This window comes from Shewanella sp. 11B5 (assembly GCF_002836795.1).
GTDB lineage: Bacteria > Pseudomonadota > Gammaproteobacteria > Enterobacterales > Shewanellaceae > Shewanella > Shewanella frigidimarina.
On record NZ_PJAP01000636.1, the window covers coordinates 1 to 3,670 of the forward strand.

General features: G+C 40.7%; 3 protein-coding genes and 2 pseudogenes. 3 read left to right on the top strand and 2 right to left on the bottom strand.

The features are described 5' to 3' along the window. Positions 1-730 (bottom strand): annotated as a pseudogene (locus CXF78_RS14625) (methyl-accepting chemotaxis protein); the annotation flags it as partial. Positions 731-1,125: 395 nt separating this feature from the next. Here CXF78_RS14625 and CXF78_RS14630 point away from each other — a divergent pair. From CXF78_RS14630 to CXF78_RS14640, 3 genes are read left to right on the top strand one after another with little or no spacing between them, the layout of a single operon-like run. Next, a complete protein-coding gene (locus tag CXF78_RS14630) occupies positions 1,126-1,623 on the top strand; it encodes an RNA polymerase sigma factor (protein WP_011636322.1) in 498 nt (165 codons plus the stop codon). Then, on the top strand, positions 1,620-2,228 hold the full coding sequence (locus CXF78_RS14635; protein ID WP_011636321.1) for a hypothetical protein: 609 nt from the start codon (positions 1,620-1,622) through the stop codon (positions 2,226-2,228). Before CXF78_RS14630 ends, CXF78_RS14635 begins: the two co-directional genes overlap by 4 nt. Continuing rightward, positions 2,225-3,163: a DUF4097 family beta strand repeat-containing protein gene (locus CXF78_RS14640; protein ID WP_011636320.1), complete on the top strand. Its 939-nt coding sequence runs from the start codon at positions 2,225-2,227 to the stop codon at positions 3,161-3,163. The genes CXF78_RS14635 and CXF78_RS14640 overlap by 4 nt, the downstream gene beginning before the upstream one ends. A gap of 159 nt (positions 3,164-3,322) precedes the next feature. Here the strand turns inward: CXF78_RS14640 and CXF78_RS14645 are convergent. Then, a pseudogene (locus CXF78_RS14645) lies at positions 3,323-3,670 on the bottom strand (16S rRNA pseudouridine(516) synthase); the annotation flags it as partial.

The following is a 3,670-nucleotide window of genomic DNA, read 5'->3' on the forward strand; positions in this document are numbered from 1 at the left end:
ACAAAAATATACTTAAACCAATAATAAAAGCCTGCTTTTTACCATGCTCTATTTCGGCTAACGTTTCCTCACGTAGGGTAACGGTATCATTATCTGTTTGATGGATTTTCTCACGTAACTCGGCCATTTTACCGTCTTCGTCCGTTAAACCAAATAGCACTTCTTTATCAACTAATTTTTTAAAGTTAACTTGGTAATCTTTAACATCTGCAGTCAATAGCTCTTTTTGAGAAAACATTATATTAGACTGTTGTATTTGAGTTAAAAAACGGGCGATTCCGTCATCAAAAGCTTGTATATATTTAGGGTCACGGCGGAGCATAAAGTCTTTCTCACTTCGACGTAGCTGTAGCATCGCCACCAGCAAAGCATCCTCTGCATTATCACTCAGCACAATTTCGACTTTTTTAACCGCTGAACGTAAATCACCATATAAACCTGACTCTGGAGTTAGCCCTATCTCTACTTTTAAGGCAATAATCTCGTTGAATATCGTTTTATAATCGTTGAGGTTCTTTTTAAAATGATCTAAAGCATCGACATTCATGCCTTGATGCTCTAGCGCGACACGCACTTCGGCCATATAAACCACAATATCATCCATGCTATGTTTAAATTTTTCAATATAAACAGTGTCTGCACGATGGAGAAAATCCTTTTCTTCAGTACGTAACTCAAGCACTTTCTTTTCAATTTCAACAATACTGTTTGATGCTGTTGATAATTCCAACAGGACTGATTCAGAATAATTTTGTAACCCGAACATCGCGAGTACTGAGGAGATTGAAATGAGCGAACTTAAAATAAGTTTCGATCGAATAAGCATATTTTCTACCACCTAAAAGTAAGATTTAACGTTACTGTTATTATTGTATGATCTGATAATGATTTTTAGATCAATCTAGCAACATAAGTATAGCAACTAGTTATCGGCTAATATAAAAAAATCTTAAACATATTACAGAAAAGTGATTATTTATAACCACTCATATAAACCTTTTGCCGACTTGAGGCTGTCAAATAACTACACCATCATATTGGACATGTTGTGACATTAAGGATGCCGCTATTAATCAGTCAACAAACGAGCAATTAAGCCACTTAGCGGCACTTGACGATAATCAGTTGGTCGCAATAGCGGTTACTGGATGCAAGCAGGCATTCCAGCAACTCTATAGCCGCCATCATAAGCGGGTTTACGCCATTTGCTTTAGATTGAGTGGCCAAGCTCATCTTGCTGACGATATGACTCAAGTCTGTTTTATACGCTTATGGCATAAATTGGACCAATTCAGAGGCGACAGCCAATTTACCACTTGGCTGCATCGGTTGTGCGTCCGTCAAGCGATTAACGAGCTAAAGGTACAGCAATCGTGGTGGCGACGTTTTATACCGACAGAGCAACTTGAGCCGCAGGACATACCCACGGTTGCCTTTGATGAGTATCACCAATTGGATAAATGTATTGCAAAGTTACCTCAACGGACTCGTATCGTATTTGTACTGTGTGCGATTGAAGGTTATCAACATAAAGAAATTGCCGCCCTACTCAACATTGCCGAGGGCACCAGTAAAGCGCAGTACCATAATGCTAAACAATTTTTGCAGGAGATGCTTGCATGAACCAGTCACCGCAAGACCTCGATAGTCTAATCAAGTCATTGCCGCTAGAGATGCAACCGACAACCGATTTGTGGCCAGAGATTACAGCTCAGTTGTCGCCTCAATCTCAGCAAAAAACACATCTGACTCGACCTTGGCTTATTGCCGCTAGCGTTGCGGTTTTGTCTTTGCTAGCGATGCTGCTTTGGCAACGCCCTGATGGTAATTCATTACTGCCGCAAACAGCCACAATAACGACAACAGTCCCAGGGGCCACATTGAATACAGAGGCAACATTAGCTGAGTCAACGTTAGTCGAGTTGGTCGATCAAATCGCTTTGACTCATCAGACTCAACTGGATGTTTTTAATCAAAATCAATACACCGTGAGTTGGCAATTATCATCAACTGATGCTCCACAACAGATACAGAGCGATATTAGCCAAGCACTAGCCGAGCTGGATACCGCCTCAAAACAAGTACAAGCAGCATTGAAGCAACAACCGACTAATCAACAAATGTGGCAATTATGGCGTTGGATCATGCAACGTCAAATAACCCTATTACAGCAAGGCCAAAAGCTCCCATTTACGTCTAAACGGACATCACAAGGAAATACAATATGAGCATTCTTAAATACGTGTTAATCGTGCCGTTAATCGGTATCAGTTTTATCTCAATGGCCAAAGAAGCCGTTGACCAACAATTAAGTGTTTCTGATAACCCTTCTGTCAGCATGAAAATACAACGCGGTAATGTTGAGCTAGTCAGTTGGGATAAAAATAGCATTCAAGTAAAAGGTGAACTTGATGAGTTAAGCCAAGGCTTAACATTTGAAGTTAAAGGCAATAGCGTTATTGTAGAAGATAAATTACCACGCAGTTATCAAGGCAGTAATAAACAAGGATCACAACTGACCATTTACCTGCCTAAAAAACTTGCTTTAGATGCCGAGGGAGTATCAGCCAGTTATCAATTATCACAGCTAAATGGCCAAATATCGTTAGCGTTAGTCAGCGGCAACATTAACGCCCAACAACTTAGTGGCAATACTAAACTCACCACGGTGTCAGGCAATATTAATACCTCTGAGTTAACGGGAAAAATTAACCTAGAAACGGTATCGGGCGATATCACTGACAACAATAGCCACGGCGAAGCTGAGCTGCGCTTAGTGAGTGGCGAACTGAAAAGTCAAAGTGCCTTTACGCAATTGTCTGTCGACCAAGTGTCTGGTGATATCACCGCAACAGTTAGCCAAGTCACTGAGTTAAACATTGTTACCATCAGTGGTGATGCACAAATAACCTTAGGGGCCGATTTAAACAAAGCTCAACTCGAAACCATAAGTGGAGATATGGCGCTAACGTTTACGGCTATGCCTAACATCAGTTTTATGATTGATGGCGGCCCTGGTGGAAAAATTGACAATCAATTAACCGATGATAAACCGCTAAAACAAAAATACTCACCAGCCAAAACGTTGCAGTTCAAAACTCAAGCTGGCACAGGTCAAGTCAACATCAATACCATTAGTGGCAAAATTAGCCTAACTCAATAAGTGTAAATAACATTAGCTCGAGGTAAGCGATGCTTATAAAAGAGCGATTTTTCGCAATTGATTCTGTATTCAGAAAGTGATTTGCAATGAGCAGATAAAAAAAGGCCCGGTAATCATTATATGGTGACAACCGGGCATTTTTATATATTCAAATGATAACTACACAGACTTGACTTCAGCATCGGTTAAAAAGCGCCATTCACCTGCGGCTAAGTCAGCATTTAACTCGATAGCACTAACCGCTTCACGATGTAAATTAACCACTCTATTACCCACAGCGGCAAACATACGCTTAACTTGATGGTACTTACCTTCACTAATCGTCAATCGCACATGAGTTGAGTCAATAATATCCAGCAAAGCAGGTTTAGTCAGTCCGTCTTCATTGCGCAGCTCAACGCCATCGGCAAATACCTGGATTAAACTGTCATCAATAGGTTCGGCTAATTCCACCCAATAGCGTTTGCCACAATCTTTCTTTGGCGAAGTGATTTTATGCGACCACTG

Excerpts from the sequence above, each read along its gene's own strand:
- CXF78_RS14635 (WP_011636321.1), top strand. The coding sequence starts at position 1,620 with ATGAACCAGTCACCGCAAGACCTCGATAGTCTAATCAAGTCATTGCCG.
- CXF78_RS14640 (WP_011636320.1), top strand. The coding sequence starts at position 2,225 with ATGAGCATTCTTAAATACGTGTTAATCGTGCCGTTAATCGGTATCAGT.